General features: G+C 34.2%; 20 protein-coding genes. 6 read left to right on the forward strand and 14 right to left on the reverse strand.

Features of this window, described 5'->3' with window-relative positions:
- The first annotated feature begins 100 nt into the window (after window positions 1–100).
- The 6 genes from ABTP35_RS13135 to ABTP35_RS13160 all read left to right on the forward strand — a co-directional run bounded on the left by ABTP35_RS13135 (window position 101) and on the right by ABTP35_RS13160 (window position 7,146).
- Window positions 101–1,399 carry a hypothetical protein gene (locus ABTP35_RS13135; protein ID WP_094998130.1) on the forward strand — a complete coding sequence of 433 codons (1,299 nt, stop codon included), beginning with the start codon at window positions 101–103 and terminating at the stop codon, window positions 1,397–1,399.
- Entirely contained in the window at window positions 1,399–1,902 is a 504-nt protein-coding gene (locus tag ABTP35_RS13140) for a hypothetical protein (protein ID WP_094998131.1), read from the forward strand. The genes ABTP35_RS13135 and ABTP35_RS13140 overlap by 1 nt, the downstream gene beginning before the upstream one ends.
- 9 nt (window positions 1,903–1,911) lie before the next feature.
- Window positions 1,912–4,110 carry a peptidase domain-containing ABC transporter gene (locus ABTP35_RS13145; RefSeq protein ID WP_094998132.1) on the forward strand — a complete coding sequence of 733 codons (2,199 nt, stop codon included), beginning with the start codon at window positions 1,912–1,914 and terminating at the stop codon, window positions 4,108–4,110.
- Between the two features lie 5 nt (window positions 4,111–4,115).
- Window positions 4,116–4,448: a hypothetical protein gene (locus tag ABTP35_RS13150; RefSeq protein WP_158657180.1), complete on the forward strand. Its 333-nt coding sequence runs from the start codon at window positions 4,116–4,118 to the stop codon at window positions 4,446–4,448.
- Window positions 4,449–4,457: 9 nt separating this feature from the next.
- Window positions 4,458–6,824, forward strand: a complete 2,367-nt coding sequence (locus ABTP35_RS13155; RefSeq protein ID WP_094998134.1) for a TonB-dependent receptor domain-containing protein — start codon at window positions 4,458–4,460, stop codon at window positions 6,822–6,824.
- Window positions 6,825–6,942: 118 nt separating this feature from the next.
- Complete coding sequence (locus ABTP35_RS13160; RefSeq protein ID WP_094998135.1) at window positions 6,943–7,146, forward strand: hypothetical protein; 204 nt, start codon at window positions 6,943–6,945, stop codon at window positions 7,144–7,146.
- 168 nt (window positions 7,147–7,314) lie between these two features.
- On the opposite strand, the gene ABTP35_RS13165 is transcribed toward ABTP35_RS13160, so the two are convergent.
- The 14 genes from ABTP35_RS13165 to ABTP35_RS13230 form a co-directional block, all read right to left on the reverse strand.
- The gene (locus ABTP35_RS13165; RefSeq protein ID WP_094998136.1) at window positions 7,315–7,737 is read right to left on the reverse strand and encodes a hypothetical protein; all 423 of its coding nucleotides are present in this window, start codon (window positions 7,735–7,737) and stop codon (window positions 7,315–7,317) included.
- Between the two features lie 15 nt (window positions 7,738–7,752).
- Complete coding sequence (locus ABTP35_RS13170) at window positions 7,753–8,244, reverse strand: SRPBCC domain-containing protein (RefSeq protein ID WP_094998137.1); 492 nt, start codon at window positions 8,242–8,244, stop codon at window positions 7,753–7,755.
- Between the two features lie 505 nt (window positions 8,245–8,749).
- Window positions 8,750–9,868: a hypothetical protein gene (locus ABTP35_RS13175; protein ID WP_375334247.1), complete on the reverse strand. Its 1,119-nt coding sequence runs from the start codon at window positions 9,866–9,868 to the stop codon at window positions 8,750–8,752.
- A 62-nt stretch (window positions 9,869–9,930) separates the two neighbouring features.
- Window positions 9,931–10,614 carry an ABC transporter ATP-binding protein gene (locus ABTP35_RS13180; RefSeq protein ID WP_225604089.1) on the reverse strand — a complete coding sequence of 228 codons (684 nt, stop codon included), beginning with the start codon at window positions 10,612–10,614 and terminating at the stop codon, window positions 9,931–9,933.
- A gap of 23 nt (window positions 10,615–10,637) precedes the next feature.
- A complete protein-coding gene (locus ABTP35_RS13185; protein ID WP_094998140.1) occupies window positions 10,638–11,849 on the reverse strand; it encodes an FtsX-like permease family protein in 1,212 nt (403 codons plus the stop codon).
- Between the two features lie 17 nt (window positions 11,850–11,866).
- A complete protein-coding gene (locus ABTP35_RS13190; protein WP_094998141.1) occupies window positions 11,867–13,078 on the reverse strand; it encodes an ABC transporter permease in 1,212 nt (403 codons plus the stop codon).
- Window positions 13,079–13,095: 17 nt separating this feature from the next.
- Window positions 13,096–13,836, reverse strand: a complete 741-nt coding sequence (locus ABTP35_RS13195) for an outer membrane lipoprotein-sorting protein (RefSeq protein ID WP_225604091.1) — start codon at window positions 13,834–13,836, stop codon at window positions 13,096–13,098.
- Window positions 13,833–14,435: a TetR/AcrR family transcriptional regulator gene (locus tag ABTP35_RS13200; RefSeq protein WP_375334248.1), complete on the reverse strand. Its 603-nt coding sequence runs from the start codon at window positions 14,433–14,435 to the stop codon at window positions 13,833–13,835. Before ABTP35_RS13200 ends, ABTP35_RS13195 begins: the two co-directional genes overlap by 4 nt.
- A gap of 88 nt (window positions 14,436–14,523) precedes the next feature.
- Window positions 14,524–15,963 carry a type IV secretory system conjugative DNA transfer family protein gene (locus ABTP35_RS13205; RefSeq protein ID WP_094998144.1) on the reverse strand — a complete coding sequence of 480 codons (1,440 nt, stop codon included), beginning with the start codon at window positions 15,961–15,963 and terminating at the stop codon, window positions 14,524–14,526.
- Window positions 15,960–16,994: a MobB family relaxase gene (gene mobB, locus ABTP35_RS13210; RefSeq protein WP_094999274.1), complete on the reverse strand. Its 1,035-nt coding sequence runs from the start codon at window positions 16,992–16,994 to the stop codon at window positions 15,960–15,962. The genes ABTP35_RS13205 and mobB overlap by 4 nt, the downstream gene beginning before the upstream one ends.
- Window position 16,995: 1 nt before the next feature.
- Window positions 16,996–17,532: a BfmA/BtgA family mobilization protein gene (locus tag ABTP35_RS13215; protein ID WP_094998145.1), complete on the reverse strand. Its 537-nt coding sequence runs from the start codon at window positions 17,530–17,532 to the stop codon at window positions 16,996–16,998.
- Between the two features lie 506 nt (window positions 17,533–18,038).
- Window positions 18,039–18,236 (reverse strand): hypothetical protein, encoded by a 198-nt coding sequence (locus ABTP35_RS13220; protein WP_094998146.1) that lies wholly within the window; start codon window positions 18,234–18,236, stop codon window positions 18,039–18,041.
- A gap of 129 nt (window positions 18,237–18,365) precedes the next feature.
- Complete coding sequence (locus ABTP35_RS13225) at window positions 18,366–18,815, reverse strand: RadC family protein (RefSeq protein ID WP_094998147.1); 450 nt, start codon at window positions 18,813–18,815, stop codon at window positions 18,366–18,368.
- Between the two features lie 72 nt (window positions 18,816–18,887).
- The gene (locus ABTP35_RS13230; RefSeq protein WP_094998148.1) at window positions 18,888–19,223 is read right to left on the reverse strand and encodes a single-stranded DNA-binding protein; all 336 of its coding nucleotides are present in this window, start codon (window positions 19,221–19,223) and stop codon (window positions 18,888–18,890) included.
- Window positions 19,224–19,524: the final 301 nt, after the last annotated feature.

Below are 19,524 nucleotides of genomic sequence, written 5' to 3' on the forward strand. Positions count from 1 at the left end.
TAAGAGATGGTATTGATGAACAGGATGATAAGAGGGTTGGAAAGAGAGTAGCCATAGTTAAATAATAATGACAGAAGAAATGATCAATTAAAAATATATTATGAAGACAAAAAATTTTACAAAGGATTGGTGGTTCTCATTTATCGAGAAAAATCTCTCTTTCTCAGAAACACAAGTTTATAAAAAGGCAATCTCTGAAGATACTTTAGATGCATTAAACAATGGAGCTAGAGAAATGTTAAGATCAAGGATAAATAGACTTGATATTACGAATGGGTTCAGACTTTATATAGATGATAAGGAGTTGAGTGACTCAGAAATAAGAAGGCTGATTAAAGATAATAAACTTAACGATTCGGAAAGTATCGAATCATACTGCACCCGTGTGTTTGGCAAAAAATTTGGAATAATCACCAATTATGGAGAAAAGCATTCAGAAATTCTTGCAAGTACTATTTTAAAAACGATTCGTCCTCTATTCGATATTGTTGGAATTCCACCGTGGGGTTTAGAGTTAACAACTTTTATAGGAAACTATGGGTGGACACCACTGGGAATACATACTGATAATAGAGGGGAAAATGTATTACACTATCATTTGGGTCCTGGTAATAAGAGTATGTATGTGTGGGATGAAGATTTGTATGAAAAGGTAGGAAAGGGAATTTCTAATAATAAAAATGTTGACCCACTCCTAAAATATGCAAAAAAATATGAGTTTGGCTCTGGGGATTTATATTATATGCCTTGGAACAAACATCATATTGGGTATTCCGGGGATTTCTCAATTGGAGTAACATTATGGTTTAATAATCCTACCAGGTATGATTTTTCCAAATTAATGATTGAGACCATTAAAAATTTATTTCTCAAAAATGATCAAAGTATTATAGAAAGTCAGTTAGATTATTTAAGTAACGAAAATACGTTTACTGATTTTGTTAATACCCTAAATATTGATAAAGACATTTTAGAAAAGCCTTTATTGGATTTTTTAAAGCTAACTTATAATGAGTACAAAAAATGCTTAATCAGTAATGGAGGGTGGCAAAATATACCTCTTAGTTACCATAAAAAAATAGATAGTCAAAAAGAGTATTTCCCGAATCTTGAAACCAAATTCATAATTCCAAACGATTTATTTGAAATTAATTCGGAAAAAATAGAAGATAGATTATATGTCTATGTCAGAGGTTCAAGATTATCATTCAAGTATTTTCCAGAACTCGTATCCATACTAGATACTATCAACACATGCAAAGTTGGCGTTGAAGTTAAATCAATTATTGATGAACATAAGAGTTTACCAAAAGAAGTAACACTGTATTTCTTAAAAGTCTTGATCAATAATAAAGGGGTTAGGGTGAAAGAACTGGAATTAATAGAACCATTACCATAATGAATAGTTATAACATTAATAAGGAAGGAAGGAACAAATACGTCTTTGTGACTGATGATAATGTTGAATATCAGTTAGTGATAAAGCCTTCTGGAATTATATACAAAGACTCAAAGGGAGCTAATAAAAATGTTATTGAACTGGCTCTTAATTGTGATATCAATACAGCGAGTAAAGATTACAAAACCGTGAAAACTCTAGCAAAATTCTATGCCGAAGTTTCTAGTATGTATGATGCTATTTATATGCAAATACACAATCAACCAGAAAGTATTAATAATGGCAAAATTGAAAGAAGGGGATTGTCAAGAGTTAAACTTTGGAATCGTTCAATATCAAGATATTATGGTAATTATATACTGCTAACAAATTTAATTCTTAGTCCTAACAAGAATAGTGATATTTTAAGTATCCTGATAAAAAAGGACTCCCTTTACTTTAAGCAATTCGTAACGAACTTTTATAGATTCTGTTACTCTAAGATGTACAAAACGGCTTCTTGATTAATAATAATGTTCAGAAAAAAAGACCAGCATATCGAATTAATCCGTCAACATGATTTAATGGATTGTGGGCCAGCTTCATTAAGTATGGTGACTAGCTATTTTGGAAATAAATTCTCACTTCACAATCTTAGAGAATTTTGTCAAATAGGTAAGGATGGTGTTTCTATGCTAGGAATTATTCATGCAGCAAAAAAAATTGGATTTAAGACTCAATCTGTTAAATTGGATTTAAGACAGCTCGTAAATAATTTTAATTCGCCATGCATACTATATTGGAACAAAAACCATTTTTTGGTTTTAGAGGCAATCTCTTTCACAGGTGAAAATAGGACTTTTAAGATTGCAGATCCAGCTCATGGAAAAGTTACTTTGGATGAAGAACAATTTAAACAATCATGGCTGAAAGGGGAAGAAAAAGGAATTGCTCTATTTCTCGATCCTACTGACAAGTTTTATTCTTTAAAGGACCAAAACGATTTCAAAGAACGGATAAATCACATATTAAGATTATTTCTTCCATACAAGAAAAAGATTTTCTTGTTGATGTTTTTTGTATTAATAGGCAGCCTTTTAAGTATAGCTCTCCCTTTTTTGACGGAAGCTTTGATAGATAAAGGAGTAAGCAAGAAGGATTTAAACTTTATTACCTTAATTCTCTTGGCTCAACTGTTTGTTTTTCTTGGAATAATGGGAATCAATATTCTGAGGAATTGGTACACTCTAGTCATTGGGGCAAACTTTAGCATTGATGTTATTTATTCGTATTTGGATAAGATTCTAAAACTTCCCATCAGTTTCTTTGATACTAAAAATTCAGGTGATTTTAATCAAAGAATACAGGACAATGTAAAAGTTGAAGAGTTTTTTACTTCGGACAGCATATTAACTGTTTTTTCGATTTTAACGTTAATTATTTATTCCATTATTCTATTCTACTATGACATTTACCTGTTTGTAATATACTTAGGACTTACTTCCTTATCTGTAGTATGGTCATTCTTTTGGTTAAGAAGAAGAAAAACTTTGGATTATCAATTATTTAGGGCAAAATCAGAAAACCAGGAAGCGGTTTATGAGTTTTATAATGGTATCAAGGAGATGAAACTTAACCAATATGAGGATTATAAGAAAAATGAATGGATTGACCTTCAAAACAATTTATTGAAAATTAATATTAAATCACTTAAGATTGATCAATTCCAATCTATTGGATTTACATTTTTTAATCAACTCAAAAATATTTTGGTCACGTTCTTGGCGGCTAATTATGTTGTAAAAGATACAATGACATTGGGGGCTTTATTGAGTGTTTCTTTTATAATTGGTCAAATGAATTCCCCAATACACCAACTATTGAACTTTATAAAATCTCAACAAGATGCTTTTTTAAGTTTTAATAGACTGAGCGAAGTATATACTCAAAAAAATGAGGAAAAAGAGTCAGATAAGAAACTTAATCCGGAAATAGTTCCAGTTGATATTAAAATACAAAATGTCAATTTCAAATACAATATACTTTCTCATAAATATATCCTTCAGGATATCAATTTGATGATCCCAAAAGGGAAGGTTACAGCAATTGTAGGCCATAGTGGAAGTGGAAAAACAACTTTAATGAAGTTGTTATTGAACTTTTTTCCTCCATTATCTGGAAAGATTTTATATGGCTTGGATGAAATAAGTGAAATATCGGCGAAGAGTATCAGAGAGAATTCGGGAATTGTGATGCAAGACGGATATATATTCAATGATACTATTGAAAGAAATATTGCTATGAACGATACAAATGTTGACAAAATAAAAATGAATAATGTTTTAAAAGCTGTCAATCTATTTGATTTTGTCAATTCATTAGCACTTAAAGAATTCACTAAAATAGGTTCAGGGGGAAATGATCTTTCAGGAGGCCAAAAACAAAGAATATTAATTGCAAGGGCAATCTATAAAAATCCAAAGTATATTTTCTTGGACGAAGCAACTTCAGCTTTAGATGCTACTAATGAAAAAGAAGTACATAATAATTTGCAGAAGTTGTTTAGGAATAAAACGGTTGTCATAATAGCTCATCGTTTAAGTACCGTTCAAAAGGCAGACCAGATAATAGTTTTATCTGAAGGAAAAATGGTAGAACAAGGTACACATACAGAGTTAATAGATAAGAAAAATTTTTATTACACATTAGTTAAAAATCAATTAAATATATAGAAATTATGAATTTAAAAATATTAAAAATCAGTTTGTTAATGATGGTTGCTGTTAGTTGTAGCACAACGAACTCTATCGTACCATCTAAGTATGAAACGGTATCTTCTACAACCATAGATAATGATGAGTATTCTTCAATCTATCAAATACTTAAGAGCAATTTTGATGATTTTCCAGAGAAGAGTAATAGGAAAATTAATTATGAAAAACACAATGAAGATTATTCGTTTCAAATAAGATTGAAAAAAAATCACTTCAAAATGAAATATAGTAGTGATAAGGGATATAATGACAAAATAAATTCAATCAAGTCAAAGATTGAAAATATAGTGAAATAAAGAAAATTTATGAGAATTAGTATAATAATATATGTTTTGCTGAATACGGGATTATTGTATTCTCAAAATAGCATTTCTGGTAAGATTGTTGATAAATCAGAAGAGCCATTACCTTTTGCAAATATTGTCTTATATCATGCGGATACTGATAAGGTGGTAACAGGAGCCGTGAGTGATGATAAAGGGGTATATTCCTTTATGGATATTCCTAATGGAAATTATTTACTGGAGGTTTCTGTCCTAGGTTTTAAGACCCAAAAATCAGATTCCTTTACCCTTTCTGATGAAAACCAAAATGTAACATATAGTTTTACCTTAGAGGAAGAAGCTCAAGCATTAAACGAAGTTGTTGTTAAAAGTAATCGTCCCATAATTCGGCAAACAGCGGAAAAATTGATAGTTAATTTGGAGCAATCTGAAATGGTGAGTTCCAATTTACAGGATGTCATGAAGAAAGTACCGGGTATTATCGTTACCAATGGAAATATTACTTATGGCGGACAACAAGGCATAACCATTTTAATAAATGGAAAAACAACCGAGTATATGGATATTTCATCCTTATTGCGAGACCTCCCAGCGGACAATATCTCAAAGGTTGAATTGGTTCAACAACCTGGTGCTGAGTTTGATGCCGAAGGGTCAGGTCCATTAATCAATATTATCCTCAAAAAAAATGTTAGACTAGGCACTAATGGAAACCTTAAACTTTATACGGGATATGATAATCGACCTGAATATGGGGTGAGTGGCTCAATTGCAAGCTATAAGAATAAACTTAATTGGCAATTAGGTGCAGGGTATAGAAAATCAGCATGGAGAGAAGACCTTTTTATAACTAGAAGGGTAAATGGAGAAATTTATGACCAATCGACTATTTCACCATATAATCCAAAAACTTATAGATTCAATGGAGGGCTAGACTATTACATAAATGAGCATCATACCATAGGATTTGGAACAAGATTTATTAATACAGATTCCGACAGGATAGCATCTAACAGTACCCAAATTATTGAAACGGGTTCATCAGAATCCTTACTCACTGAAAATAGTTTTGATCGTAATAGAAAAACTTATAATATAAACCCATACTATAAGTTTGAAGATGAAAAAAATAAGTTCATTCTAGATTTTGATTACGTTGATTACAACAATGATAATATTAACAATTTATATAAAGTCGGACAGAGTCCAATTTCATACGATGACCAACGATATTTTCAAGATGGAAAATATCAAATATTGACTTATAAAGGAGATTATAAACGTACTTTAAATCAAGATTTTAATTGGATGTTCGGAACAAAATACTCAAGGGTTTCCACGGATAGTGACTTACGTTCTTTTGTACAAAATACGAATGGGGATTTCACTTTGGATGCTGACCAAAGTAACCGTTTTTTGGTAGATGAAGACATCTTGGCCATATACTTAAAAATGGTGAAAAAGTGGGAAAATTGGTCATTTTCTGGTGGGTTACGTTGGGAAAACAGTAATACAAAGGGAACTTCCACCAATACAAATGAAGTAAGGAGCAGGAGAATTTCGAAATTATTTCCAAGTGCTAGCATCGATAGAAAAATTAATGACAAATTTGGAGCTAATCTATCTTATAGCTATCGAATTTTAAGGCCTTCTTATAATTCCCTAAATGCATTTGTCTATTATTACGACCCTTATACTTTTGAGCAAGGAAATCCAAACTTAAAACCTGAATTCACCAATAGTTTTCAATTTAATCTTACTTATGATAATCAACCCTTTTTTAGCATAGGATACAAGAATACAGACGACGCCTTATTCGAAATTATATCTCAAGATGATGCCACGGCCCAAACCTCCAGGTCGGTAATCAATCTTGCCAAGAGGGAAAATTGGAGCTTTAGGGGTTTTGCACCTGTAAGTTTTCTTGATGGTTTGGATGGCTATACCGGAATTATAGTAAATTATAATAAATACGAATCAGAAAATTTGACCCCAAAACTCGATTTGGATAAATGGAGTTTGACATGGTACACAAACCTGGAGTATCAACTTCCCTGGGATATGAATTCAGAATTGACGGGATACTATACCACCGGCGGACTTCAGGGGCAAATAGAACACGATTGGTTGGCCGGACTTAGTTTTGCCATAAGCAAAAAGTTTATGGATGATAAATTCAAAATCAATTTGGGTATTGAGGAGATTTTGAATCGCAAATTCTATGGCAATATTATTTATGATAATATTGATGCCGATATTATAAGCGATTGGTCCCGTCAAAATGTCTATTTTCAATTGACATACAATTTTGGGTCGAATTTTAATAAGGAAAAGGATAAAAGAAACCCTTCTGAAGAAGAGCAGGGCAGAATAAAGGATAATAATTGAATTTAAAATTTACTAACCTATTTTTAGATAAAGCTCTGGGTGTATGAACAATAATATGATAAGAAAGAAATTTTAAGGTATTCTATTTTTAATAATCTGTATTTCTGCAAAAGCACAATTGGATACAATTTCTTTGGTATTTGGAAAGAAGCTAGCATTAAAATCAGAAATACTAAATGAAGAAATAGAAACTTGGTTAAGATTTCCAACTGATTTTGAAAAACATAAAGGCAGTTTATCAATCCTTGTTCTTTTGGATGGAGATGAATATTTTAAAATAGCTTCAGACGTCATAGAATTATATGAATGCACAATCTTCTAAGTCGAAGTTCCAATTTTTAGAACCAATTATCACATCTAGTAAAGGCTTTAATTGCCTAACTTCGTTTTCTGAATTTACTGATGTACGAAAAATTGATATTTCTTTTTTTGAAGTTTCTTTTATTAAATCTGCCATTTAATTTTAAGCGAATTTTACACCCCGTTTTAATTATACTCTTATATTTTTAAACTTCCATTTTTTTAAACCTCCAAATAAAAACAGTAACCCTATGCCTAAAGCAACAATAGAATAAATTGTTTCTAAACTGGATACAGCTTTTTGTTGAGGAATACCAAACAATAATTCTCCAGCACCGCGAATTATATACACTCCTGAAATTATAAATATTCCATATTTTAAATTTGGGAGTTTTTTAATTTTTCCATCTGCGGAAAGGCCATAAAGTCCAAAAATGAAAAAGACAATAGCAACAAAAATCGTCAATAGGTAAGGTAATGAGAAATGTATTTGAGAAAGCTTAACCATTTCTTCTCCTATCCCTGTTATCTCAAACATTTTTTCTGCCCAAAATAGACCGATAATGTGAGCAAATGCTATTATTATATTTATATATCCACCAAGTCTTAACATAACAATCCTACTTTACTACTGTTCTACTAATTCTTTAAGTTCTCTATTCATTTTCTTAAAAATTTCTAATTCTTTAAAAATCTTTTTTCTAAACAGAGAGGCAATAATGCCTTTTAATTCCCATTTTTGAATAAAAACAACATTCTGTTTGTCTACCTCTTCAATTATAAAACTATGTGTTGCCTTAAAAAAACAATTCAGCATAACAACTTGAGTAGCAGAAAATGATTTAAAATCATTTTTACTAACTGCCTTAGCTTTAAAATTTGAACTTTTGCCATTTGGTTGTGTAATTGTTACTTTGAATTTATTCCCCATAATTAAGTTATTGTTACTTTCCATTTTTAAAACAGAATTCCAACTAGGATAATTTTCAAAATCTGTTATCACCTCCCAGGCTTTTTCTTTTGAAGCTTTTACAGCTATTTCAATTTTATATTCTTTCATTTTTTGAGCATTAACATTAATAAAGAAGGCACTAGCAAATAGGACTAATAAAACTTTCATAATAAACAGTTTGTAATTTGGTTTAACTTTATCTAATTTTTGATTTACTTCTTTTTAAGAAACATCCTTACACTATCATTTTATTACTTAAAAAAACCCATAAATATTATTAGTTTTTTGTTTTATATTTTTTCAATTAACTCATTTATTCTTTCTTCAGGGTAAATCGCGAACCAAAAAATTAAACCTTCATATTTTGATATTAACCAATTGCATCCATTGAAGCATTTTGAGACTCTTCCTTTCTAAATGCTTCTTCTAAAATGGATTTTAGCTTTTTGTATATTTCCCTAACTTCTTTTTTGAATTTAGGATAGAAAAACCTAAATAGATTTAACAAATCACCTAATGTATTTCAATACACTCAAACCCCATTTTATTTATTTCCTCAATTAAAAAGTTATTCATGATTGAATAATAAATTGATATTTGTTTTTTCATAGCCACTTTTCTTAAATCTTTCATTGAACCTCGTGTAAATTCGCAAAAGACAGGTAATTAAATTCTAAAAACTATATCTAAACCTCAAGTAAACACTGTTTCCTAAATTAGAAAACTGTTCTTCTTGTTTACCATAATATAACTGACCTGTGACATCAAAGTCCCAGTTTTGTGATATGCTATAGGTAAATTGTGGCATAAAAAAAACCATATCAATATCAGCAGCATATATAGAAGCTATTGAACCTGCTATTGCTGGTGTAAATGTTTTAGAAGCTTGACCAAAAAAGGACCATTTATTTGGCATCAGGTGTTTTACGTCAATAGATTCACTGTATAATTGAGAAGTATCATAAGCATTTGTGTTACTTATACCATCACTATTATATAATGTAGAAACATTTAAGGAAATATCATTTTTGAAATAATAATCAAACGAAATGGAACCTACAAAAGCATTGTCTTCGATGGAATTGCCATAGGGCATAAAATAACTTAATTCTCCTTTGAAACCCATATCTTTTATAACACCTTCCCAGCCTAACCCCAAGGTGTAATTTTCCAAATATTTGGCGACTATCATTTGAAAATCATATTGAAATTTGTTGAAATTATACTTTATAGCTACAGTATTATCTTTCCATTGATCTGTATAATTAATGGCAAATTCGAAACTAGAATTTCCAGAAGTGAAATATTTTGCTCTTAAGGCATCTGTCCCTGGTCGCTCTTCGTAATCAAAATCAAAAAAGCTGTAAGCATTAAAAAGGTCATTTGGATTCCAAACCAAATTCTTACCCCAATTTATACGCTGACGACCTAAAACCAACTGCCATTTGTTTGAATGATAATCTACATACAACCGGTCAATATTTGAAAGCATAATAAGTGCTGGCCGATTTATCAATAAAGCAGTCATATCTATATCTTGGTTTGAATTTTCAACCATTGACGCATAGTCTGGAATTGATTTGACTGAAGTGCCCCAAAATATCCTATTACGTAATTCGATTGCTAGCGTAAGATTATCATTGGCATACATCTTAAAGTTCAATCTATTATGAATTAGATTGTCATTTCCTATACTATCCAAGGAAGTAAAACTAGAAGTGTTTAAATACTTTACATAACCCGAAAAGTCTACATGTTCAGAACCCCAATTTTGCTTTTCCTGTGCCGTCATATTGATTATTGATGCAATAACCAAAATATAGAATACTATGTGCTTTGTTAACTTCAACTTAATTACTTGGTATCCTTAATTATTTTACCATCTTCCAATGTTACTATACGATGTGCCCTATCAATAACGCGTTGATCATGCGTTGAAAAAACAAATGTTATTCCTTCTTTTTCATTGAGTTGCTCCATAATGTCAAGAAGATCTGATGTGGATTTTGAATCTAGATTAGCAGTAGGTTCGTCAGCTAATACAAATTTAGGTTTGGAAGCCAATGCTCTGGCCACTGCAATTCGCTGTTGTTGACCGCCACTCATTTCATTGGGACGTTTTGATGCTTGACTTTCCAATCCAACCGATTTGAGCAAAGATTCAACTCTATTATCAATTTCTTCTTTCGATTTATGCTGCAAAAGCATAATGAAACCTACATTTTCCTTAGCGTTAAGGACTGGGATTAAATTATAAGCCTGAAACACAAAACCAATATTTTGTAATCTGAAATTGATAAGTTCGTTTTCCTTCATTCCAATGATATCTGTTTTATCGACAAGCACTTCTCCTGAATTAGGCTTGTCAAGGCCACCAATAATATTGAGCATGGTACTTTTTCCGGACCCCGAAGGACCAACAATAGCAGTGAACTCTCCCTTTTCTACAGCCAAGGATACTCCGTTAAGAGCCCTTACTTCATTGCCTTTACCCTCATTATAAACTTTTGTTAGGTTTTCTGTTTTTATAACATTCATTTTTGTTGAGTTTTAAATTTTTATCAAATAGCTTTCACGGCTTCTGCTGGATTTAATTTTAAAGCTCTTCTTGCTGGTATAATGGCTGCAATCAAAGCTACAGAAAGTGTCATTAGTGTAATATCTACATACATGGCAAATGGCAGTTTGGTAAATACTCTTGCACCCATACCTAAACTTTCCAGTCCTTTGGCCACAGCCGATAAATTGATGCCATTCCTACCAAAATATTCAATCGTCCATATTGACAACAATACACCTAGAAGCGCCGCTATAAAAGCCAAGAAAAGTGTTTCCAAAATAATCATGGTAAAGACTTTTCGTTTATCCATACCAACAGATAGCAACATCCCTATTTCTCGTTTTCGTTCCAGAACCGCCATGAGCATAGTATTAACAATGCCAAAAGCCAAGGCTAATAAGATAATCCCCATAAAAATGTAAATAAAGTTGCTCATGGCTTCTTGGGCATAGCCCAATTCTGGTGAAAGTTGATCCCAACTTTCAACGGAATTGTTTGTTTTGATTTGGTTCTCTACAGTTTCAGTTTCAGTAATGTTATCACACAAGATGGCTATTTCATGGTATTTGCCACTTAAACTAACTAGTGGAGCTAAATCATCATACTTCACAAATACATTTTCCTCATCAAACGAACTGTTTATGGTTTTAAAAATTCCTTCAACCCTAAAACCAGTTGAAACGGTATTATTATTGGAATCTTGAAAGTTGAGTACCACCTTGGAATTGACTTTAACACCTAATTTATTGGCTAGTTTTTCCCCAATGATAATTGGATTTCTTTTTAGTTTGTACAAATAGGTTCCTTGCACCAGTTTTTCTGAAATATCTGTGACATTTTTTTCTTTATCAGGGAATATTCCCATAATCTTCACACCATAATTACCATGAGCTGTAGATGCCATTCCTTGTAATACCAACCGTTTCGTATAAGCCGTTACATGACTCATGGTGTCTATTTCTTTTAAAAGAGTATTACTTCCTATGATAGTATCTTTTTTATCAAAATTTTCCTGAAAACCAGCATTGTGAATTTGGATGTGGGACAAATTTGTATTTATAAAACTACTCAAACGCTGATCGTTCATACCGGAGACCATGGCCATGATAAACAACCCAGACCAGATGCCTAAAACTACCGAAGCAATGACAATACTGCTTCGTAGTTTATTACGCCAAACGTTTCTCCAAGCAATCATTAATAATGTTTTCATTTTGTTACTTTAAAAAGTTAACCTCTCATAGCATGCAGAGGATTCAGTTTTTTAATAATTAAGATAGGATATAGAGATACCAACAAGGCTATTATGAAAATTAGTGAAGCATGCACCAAGGGCAGGTCAGGTTGTATGTAAAATGGAATTTCTGCAGTAAACCCGAAGTTCTCCATCATTTCGGCTTGTGTACCAGGTAGTACCAAAGGGTCGTAGTGTTTCCACAACATGATTGGATACGCAAGAAGAACACCCATAATTACTCCCAACAATGATAGTATAATGGTTTCTATAAACACCATAAACATTAACTTGCCTTTTTTCATCCCAATAGAGACGAGCACACCAAATTCATATTTTCTTTCTTGTGTCATCATTAGTACGGTGCCAAAAATTCCAAAGATGAGAATCATGTACAGGATAGCTATCATCAACAATCCACCAACACTATCTGCTAAAATGGTTTGTTGCAATTCAGGCATCATTTGTTGCCAGTTCATTACTTCATAGTTACTGTCCAACTTGCTTGAGATTGCTTTTTGCAACGACTTAAGTTGGACATTGTCATTTTTATCTACCACAAGACTTGTAACAATGCCAGATGCACTAAAAAGATTTTGGGCATCTTCCAAGGACATCATAGCCGTAACTTTATTCAAGGCAGGGTTTTTCAAGTCTATAATTCCAGAAATATGAAATTTATCAGCAGCCAACATTCCATGGTATCCCTGTCCTACAAAAACCAAAGTATCATTGGTTTCTACTTTAAAATAAGAGGCTACTCCTTTTCCTATAATAATATCCTTTGGGTTTTGAGGAAGGAAACCTGTTATCAATTTTGAATTTATATCCTGTAATTTTTGTTCCTTCTTAAAATCAACCCCATTGAGACTAATTACTTTAGTAAGGTCGCCAAAGGACAATAAACCATAATTTTCCAATCTTGGTAAAATCGTTTCAACACCTTCTGTGTTTGACAATTGATTAATTAAGTTACTAGTTACAATTATTGAATTATCTATTGATCGATTATCCCAATATCCTTTATGATGTAGCTGTATATATCCTGTATATGAACCTACCACATTGTCTATCATACCCTTATAAGTACCCAACTGCATAGAACGCATGATTAAGGAAAGGAATATTGCTATGAGTATAGAGGCTACAGTAATTAGACTCCTTTTTTTATTACGCCAAATGTTTCTCCAGGCAATTTTTAGAATCATTGTTTACTAATTAATAATTAATGGATGCGTTTCATGTAATTGGTGGTAAAGTATTCATCAGGTATATCGATACCAAACTTCCACTGGCTATAACTAATTACCGTAGATTGTCCCGGTTTATCGACCGGCACAACAGTTAGTTTTGAAGGAAGTAACTTGCTATCAAATGTTTTTACGTCCGATCCTATCATTTGGTTGACCAAAAACATATCTTCATCATAAAAATCTGTCTGCATCTGCATGTATTCTTTTTCATCTATCCAAATGATTATTTTTCCCCAAACAACAGCGGCATTAGGCTTTGGGGTCAACTCAATTTTCCAGCACATGTAACCTTCCTTTTCTTCTTCACCAATAATTTTTTTATCATAATCTGTCACCAATGAGGATTGTTTTACTAAATCGTCATTTGTTAAATCGGTGCCCATCCAATTCTGCAACATCATTGAAGGCGGAAACTTTACTGTTCTTTCAATTGTTGGCAGGTAATTCCAAACCTCTTTTTCTCGCATGAGGAAAACAGTACCCCTTTCTTTTGCTGGACTGGTTATTACTAAAACTGAATAATCTGAACCTTTTGACCAACCTTTCATTTTCATTTCTTTGGACCACTTTGGTCTATTGATATTGATGGTGATCTCAGAATAGGACGATTTTCCCCTAAATTTATCATCAGCATTTTTAACAATTTCATCAGCATTTTGACTAAATGAGAAGTTAGAAACAACCATTAACAATAATAATAACTTGTATTTCATGGTAAATTTTTTTTAGAATTTATGTAACCTTTTATAATGTTTTCTTTAATCGAGTTTAAAGGATATGATTCACCAAAAATCATATATTGAATACCAATGCCATCCATTAGCGCCCCTAGTTTGACAGCTTCATTTTCAGGATCATGGTGACCTATCATGGTAAAGAGCTCACTCAATTGTTTGGTGAGTTCTTCATATATGGATGAAATTGTTTTATGAACTGATGGTATTGACCCTACATGTATGGCCAAAGACACTATAAGACTCCAAAGTTCTTTTTTTTCTTCAAGCAACTTAAAGTATCCCTCAACTACTGCCTTGAATATTTCTTCAGGGCTTAAATTTTTTAAATCATCTTCTGACAGGTTTAATTCCGACGCCTCTTTTAAAGCAAAATCAACAGCCTCATTTAACAATCTTTCTTTATTATCAAAGTAATTGTATAATAAACCTTTTGAGATTTTTAACTTATTAGCAATATCACTAACAGATGTATTGAAATATCCTTTAGTTGCAAATAATTTCAAGGCACCTTGAAGAATTTTTTCTTTTTGTGCCTTTTTGTGTTCTTTTAATTGTTTTTCGGTTCTTGGACTCATATTTAAAAATGAACGATTGGTCAAAATTAAAAAATTAATCCAAAGAAAAAAAATAAAAGAATTGTTTTTAGATTAAGTTTATAACTTATTATTTTACTATGTTTTGAGTCTCTCTATAAACTCTCTCAAAATTCAATCTTAAATCTTCAGTTGAAAATAGATTTGCTTTTTTAGGAAATAGCTTTTGAATTGGTTGCAGTTTGAAATGAAGTTTCTTATCCTTCCCATCCGCAAAAGTGATAAATTCCCCTTGTTTCAATCTAAAGAAAGCGTCTGCCCTCCGTTTGGATACCTCTCTTTCGCCTTTGGTGATTCGACTCTCAAAACTCAACCCACTGCTTTTACTTATGCTTTTGGTCGGCGTTTTGATAATTTCAAAAAATCGTTCATAATATTTTGCAGTATCCGGGTCATTGACCTTACCAAAGAATTGATAAGATAGGTTGCTCAAAATGGCCTTACTCGCTTTTTCACCATAGAGCATATCGTTCTGGATCTTATCCTGCATTACATAAATGGTAGCAATATCATAGCTTCGAAGTGTAGCCGGAATACGGTGCATATTGAGCAACTTTATAGTAGGTGCTTCTTCCATCATCAAAAATGAGGATTTCTGCCCCCTGATGCTCATTTGTTTAATTACTGTATGAATGATTGCGGCAATAATAGGCGAATATGCGGATTCATATTTAGGGTGGTTCACTATGGAAAGTACCGCAGGATTTTTTTCATTATTGACATTAAGAGGCACTTCATCTTTTGACAGTGCCATGAACAGTTTTTGTGAACTGATTTTTTTAAAGGCATTGGCCAGAGTGCTTTTTACTCCGGCGGTCTGTTTTTCCGATTCGATACCATTTAAAAAAGCACTTGCCATACTTTGGGAAGTCAAATCCGATTTCAGGAAGGCAACCAGTTTTTTGGTGCTGAGCGATTGGAACAGAGCGATGATGTGGGGCAGGGTGCAAAATTGGGGATAGCTCGTTTTTAACTTCCATATCATTCCACCCAACAAGCCTTCCACAGCATCATTGAAAAATTTAGAAGTACTGTTTGTACTTGACTCATCTAATCCCAGAAGATTTTCAATCAAGACTTTTGAAACTTCATGCACGCTTTCCTCATTAGGTAAATATCTCGGTGCTATGGGATTCACCCGATAGTGGATCTGGTCAAAAGCAATGGTGTAGAATTTCACCCCATTCTCCTTAAATAAAGGATAGGCTATTTCCGTCAATTCAAAATCTTTATAGTCATGAAGAATACCGCAAAATTGATGTTTGCTAAAATGCTGCAATAAATTATAGATAACGCTTTCTGTTTTACCACTACCTGCAGAACCTATAATAGACACACCTCTTTTGATGTTGTCTATTTTAAACTTCCCATATTTCAATTTAAAATGTACCTGATACTTTTTATCCATTGGTTTTTTCCATTCTGCAAAGAACAAACCATAGAGTACAGTTCCAGCAAACAAAATAGGTACAACGATATACAGGGCGATATGTTCCCATTGCCAGTTCATATCCCGATGGAGCCTGATTCAATAGCCTTGCCGATTCCCTTTTTCAGTTGGTTGATGGCCTTTATGGTGAGCTGGAGCTTGTTCGTAGGGATACTCAACAATGTGGTGTTCACCCCGGATTTTTGAAGTAGTTTAAAAGCTACGGCCTTTTCGTTGGTCGGTAATTTGGTTATCATAGAAAAATATAGTTTGGGGTCTTTTAAAAAGGTCTTACGGGCGGTATAGGTCTCCACATAATTGCGCCGATATTTGAACAAGGTATCAAATGTCTTTTCCGAATTTTTAAAAAAAGTGTCCCTATCAAAGCCCCGTTTTACGGACTTGCCGTGCATTTCCACTTCGGAGGCTTTGTGCTTGCTCCCCGGGGAAAGACCATGCCGGTTAGAGGCATCTCTACGGCTGACGATGATATGTACATGGCTCTGTGGTCCTGGTTTGGCCATTCCCCGAACGATACGTTTGCCGTTCAATCGGTGTGGGGCCTTTGCCTCCAGTTTTTGGATTTCTTTGTTCAGTTTACGGATATTGCCCGATTGTTGTCCGGCCTCGATGCCACGTATCTCTTTCCTTAATTCCAATATCCGTGTGGCATAGGGTTGGTTTTCCCGGATTTCCTTGTCTGTTCCCTTGAACGTGCGTTGCCGTTCTACCTTGGCATAGTATTTAATATCATCCACATTGATTGGCCTTCCGTCTATTTCCCTGTTAAAAGCTTTGGCGTACTCCTTCATGGCTTCCCGTGTATAGTTTTTGAGCGCTTCGGGGGAATCCTGTATGGCTTTCAGTTCTCTGGCACTTGGGTTCAGGGTGATGGAATAGAACTTGGGCTCGGTCTTTTTGAGCTTGGCCGTATTCCCGTCTATTTCCCTGATGACCTCTTCCGTGGATATTTCTTCCCCAAATTGATTGAAGAAGTGTTTCATTTCTTCTACGGTCTTGCCCTCGTTTTCCTTTTCCAGATAGGAAACGAAGTCTGCTGAACTTTGGGCATAGTTGCCATCAGTTTTTTGTGCCGTGATGGTAATGTACATCCTATAATTCTTTTTTGAGTTTTTCAAATTCATCCTTGCCCATATCCAGCTTAAAATGCCCTTTGCCAAATGTTCCTTTTACATAGGTCATTTGTTCCATTACATTCTGAACACGGTTTTTATACTGCCCGAGTTCTTGCCGCATTTCCACATAGCGGTTTTGGTAATGCTCCAGTTCCCTGTCCCTGCTAAAAGGTTCCGGCGTTCCGAAATCAAAGCTTTCTTCCTTTTCTTGGTCTTCCACTTGTGACATTTCCTGGAACAGGGTATTCAACATGACCTTGGTGGGCAGGGTCTGTTGCTTTTCGATGTTCTTCAGGATGGCAATCACGGCATTGATACGTTTGTTGGTACGATTATTTCGGATTCCTAGGTCATCGTTTGGAGAAAGGTCGTTCCGTTCAAAAAAGTCCATCACGATCTCTAGGGTACGGGTATGGGAATCCGACACCAGACGGGAAAATGTCCGAAAGCGCACGGCCGTTTTCTTTTTGATGCTGATGGCCGAAAAGCGATATTTTTGATAGGTATCTCCCATTTTTACTAGATAATCGAGATTTAAGTATTCGAGATTTGTCCTGTCTCCGAATTATTTTCCTTTAAATTCTTTACGGGTTCATCCCAGTGGTTTTTTACAGTAAAAAATTCCCTGTTTTCGGGCGATCTGGCCGCATTTACTGTAAAAGGCCTTGCTAATCAAATACTTGTATGTTTTTAAGATATTGATTAACAATGCTTTATGAGCAAACAAATAATTATAACACCGCTATGCGTGTTACCCTCTTGCTTCTCCAAATTTCGTCCCGCAGGGACCAAAATTTTCCGAACAACCCGATTAAAAATCGGTTGCCGATTTACGGAAACTGCGTTCCGTTCAAATTGCTTTTATAATGGGTGTGGTCATCAAGGAAAGTCAAATCAAAAAGGGGTGATGACCGTTGGAAATATATCCCGTTCCAACTCTATAAAGATATGGAATTTAGGGTATTGGACATAAAAAAAGCCCATCATAATAAATGGGCTAGTTTAGTGCTGTTTGACATTTCAGATTCTAAAAATATACTTGTAATTGTATAGATTTCGTATCGCTTCTTCCTCCAACAGGGTTTGATAATTTACAAAGTGTTCCCTGGCGTAGTTCCTTAATTGTTCCCCGAACCGCTTTTCAATATCCTTTTTTGACATCGACAATAAACGTTCTTGGGTTTCGTCATCGAGATTGTTATAATTTAGATGTACCATTTTCAAAGTATTATAGGTCGTACAAATCGGGATTGAAGCCATCGGGATAATCCCCCAAGTCCTGCCCATTTTCCAACCATATTTCAAATGCCGTCTTTTCCTTTTCCTTGTTTTCCATGATATCCAATTTTATAAATCCCCGTTATCGGCAAAACTGTAATAGTCGCCATTGGGCGTAATGATTAAATGGTCGAGTACCCGAATGTCGAAAAGCCGTGCCGCTTTCTTGATTTTTTCGGTAAGGTCGATATCCGCATGGGATGCCTTCAACTGCCCCGATGGGTGGTTGTGGGTCAGTATGATGCCCACGGACAGGGTTTTCAGTGCGATGGCGAACAATAGCCGTATATCTACTATGGTGCCAGTAATACCGCCTGTGGACAACGGGTAAATACCCTTGACCTTATTAGAGTTGTTAAGTAAGAGTACCTTAAAGGTTTCGTGCAACCCGATAGTGTCCTTGTCCCAATTTTCGTATAGCAATTTTGCCACGTTCTCGGAACTGTTCATTTGTGGTGATTTCGAGATACTTATTTTTTCCCGGTAACGTATCTGTATTTCGTTAACTTTGTTTCTCATTGTTATTCTAATTAAGATTGATAATGAAAAGAGGGTGCAACTTTCCAAGGGAACACCCTCTTTATTTTTGGTTTACTTACTGCCCATTAACAGGATTTCATCGGCTACCACTTCGGTAACATAGCGTTGGTTGCCATCGTCCATAGTGTAGGTTCGGGTCTTTAATTTGCCCACGATGCCGATTTCCTTGCCTTTTTCGGCATATTTTTCGATGATGTCGGCAACCTTGCCCCAAGCGACAACGGTATGCCAATTGGTGTCCGTTTGCTTTTCGCCCTTGCCGTCCTTGTAATACTCATTGGTCGCCAAGGAAAAGCGTGCTACTTTCCTGCCGTTTTCAAGGTTCGTAACGGTCGGTTCCTGCCCAACGTTCCCGATCAACTGTACATGATTTTTAATAGTACTCATAATAAATTGTTTTAAAAGCCTGCCTTGTTTTGGCAGACAGGGTTAATAAATCCCCTTTGGATTTAAATTCAGTTGAATTTTAAGGGGTGTTTGTTTGATTTCTTGCGTGCACGGCACCAATGGATAAAGTGGGTTTTGTCAAGACTTTCAGGGAACAAATCAGGAGTGTCTACGACGTAGCAATCCACCTTTTCGGTGGATTCAAGGAAGTAGAAACCTTATTTTTCACTGAAACCTGCTATGGTCTTGACAAGTTCCATAAGAGTATTAGCAATTCTTCCAAAGCCGTCCACAAGGGAGC

The sequence above is a fragment of the Flagellimonas alginilytica genome (assembly GCF_042134605.1).
Taxonomy (GTDB): Bacteria; Bacteroidota; Bacteroidia; order Flavobacteriales; family Flavobacteriaceae; genus Flagellimonas; species Flagellimonas alginolytica.

Bases quoted from the DNA above. Each gene is read 5' to 3' on its own strand.
- ABTP35_RS13135 (WP_094998130.1), top strand. From the start codon at position 101: ATGAAGACAAAAAATTTTACAAAGGATTGGTGGTTCTCATTTATCGAG.
- ABTP35_RS13140 (WP_094998131.1), top strand. From the start codon at position 1,399: ATGAATAGTTATAACATTAATAAGGAAGGAAGGAACAAATACGTCTTT.
- ABTP35_RS13145 (WP_094998132.1), top strand. From the start codon at position 1,912: ATGTTCAGAAAAAAAGACCAGCATATCGAATTAATCCGTCAACATGAT.
- ABTP35_RS13150 (WP_158657180.1), top strand. From the start codon at position 4,116: ATGAATTTAAAAATATTAAAAATCAGTTTGTTAATGATGGTTGCTGTT.
- ABTP35_RS13155 (WP_094998134.1), top strand. From the start codon at position 4,458: ATGAGAATTAGTATAATAATATATGTTTTGCTGAATACGGGATTATTG.
- ABTP35_RS13165 (WP_094998136.1), bottom strand. From the start codon at position 7,737: ATGTTAAGACTTGGTGGATATATAAATATAATAATAGCATTTGCTCAC.
- ABTP35_RS13170 (WP_094998137.1), bottom strand. From the start codon at position 8,244: ATGAAAGTTTTATTAGTCCTATTTGCTAGTGCCTTCTTTATTAATGTT.
- ABTP35_RS13175 (WP_375334247.1), bottom strand. From the start codon at position 9,868: ATGACGGCACAGGAAAAGCAAAATTGGGGTTCTGAACATGTAGACTTT.
- ABTP35_RS13180 (WP_225604089.1), bottom strand. From the start codon at position 10,614: ATGAATGTTATAAAAACAGAAAACCTAACAAAAGTTTATAATGAGGGT.
- ABTP35_RS13185 (WP_094998140.1), bottom strand. From the start codon at position 11,849: ATGAAAACATTATTAATGATTGCTTGGAGAAACGTTTGGCGTAATAAA.
- ABTP35_RS13190 (WP_094998141.1), bottom strand. From the start codon at position 13,078: ATGATTCTAAAAATTGCCTGGAGAAACATTTGGCGTAATAAAAAAAGG.
- ABTP35_RS13195 (WP_225604091.1), bottom strand. From the start codon at position 13,836: ATGAAATACAAGTTATTATTATTGTTAATGGTTGTTTCTAACTTCTCA.
- ABTP35_RS13200 (WP_375334248.1), bottom strand. From the start codon at position 14,435: ATGAGTCCAAGAACCGAAAAACAATTAAAAGAACACAAAAAGGCACAA.
- ABTP35_RS13205 (WP_094998144.1), bottom strand. From the start codon at position 15,963: ATGAACTGGCAATGGGAACATATCGCCCTGTATATCGTTGTACCTATT.
- mobB (WP_094999274.1), bottom strand. From the start codon at position 16,994: ATGTACATTACCATCACGGCACAAAAAACTGATGGCAACTATGCCCAA.
- ABTP35_RS13215 (WP_094998145.1), bottom strand. From the start codon at position 17,532: ATGGGAGATACCTATCAAAAATATCGCTTTTCGGCCATCAGCATCAAA.
- ABTP35_RS13220 (WP_094998146.1), bottom strand. From the start codon at position 18,236: ATGGTACATCTAAATTATAACAATCTCGATGACGAAACCCAAGAACGT.
- ABTP35_RS13225 (WP_094998147.1), bottom strand. From the start codon at position 18,815: ATGAGAAACAAAGTTAACGAAATACAGATACGTTACCGGGAAAAAATA.
- ABTP35_RS13230 (WP_094998148.1), bottom strand. From the start codon at position 19,223: ATGAGTACTATTAAAAATCATGTACAGTTGATCGGGAACGTTGGGCAG.